Source organism: Bradyrhizobium sp. P2_E8 (assembly GCF_056403875.1).
On the sequence record NZ_JBFUES010001836.1, the window covers coordinates 1 to 640 of the forward strand.

Sequence of the window (640 nt, forward strand, 5' to 3'; positions counted from 1 at the left end):
ATGCCGTTCTGGTTGGTAAAGCCCAGCACATCCTGGCCGTTGACGTAGTTGCCGGTGACATCCTGGCCGTTGACGTAGTTGCCGGTGATCTGCACCGTCGCCGAGGACAGATTGGCGCTGTCGACGTCGGACACCGTCAGCGCCGGGTCGATCGCGGTGGCGGCCTGGTTTTCCGTATAGTTCAGCGTATGACCGGCGACGACAACCGGCGCGTCGTTGACCGGCGTCACGTTGATCGTGTCGGTCACGGCCAGGCTGTTGGCGGACCCGTCATTGGTGATGATGGTGACCGTGCGGGCCASGCCCGACGGGTTGTCGCTGGTGTTGAAGTAGGTCACCGARTCCAGCGCGGTCTGGTAGTTCGCGACGCTGGATGAACCCGTCAAGGTGAGCGTCCCGGTCGCCGCATTGAACGATCCGGTRATGCCGTTCTGGTTGGTAAAGCCCAGCACATCCTGGCCGTTGACGTAGTTGCCGGTGATCTGCACCGTCGCCGAGGACAGATTGGCGCTGTCGACGTCGGACACCGTCAGCGCCGGGTCGATCGCGGTGGCGGCCTGGTTTTCCGTATAGTTCAGCGTATGACCGGCCACGACCACCGGCGCGTCGTTGACCGGCGTCACGTTGATCGTGTCGGTCA

1 protein-coding gene is annotated in these 640 nt (G+C 63.1%); it reads right to left on the reverse strand.

Annotated elements, in window-relative coordinates; translation table 11 throughout:
- Positions 1 to 640: hypothetical protein (locus AC1D00_RS44195; RefSeq protein ID WP_477015087.1), on the reverse strand; the 640-nt coding region annotated here is incomplete at both ends.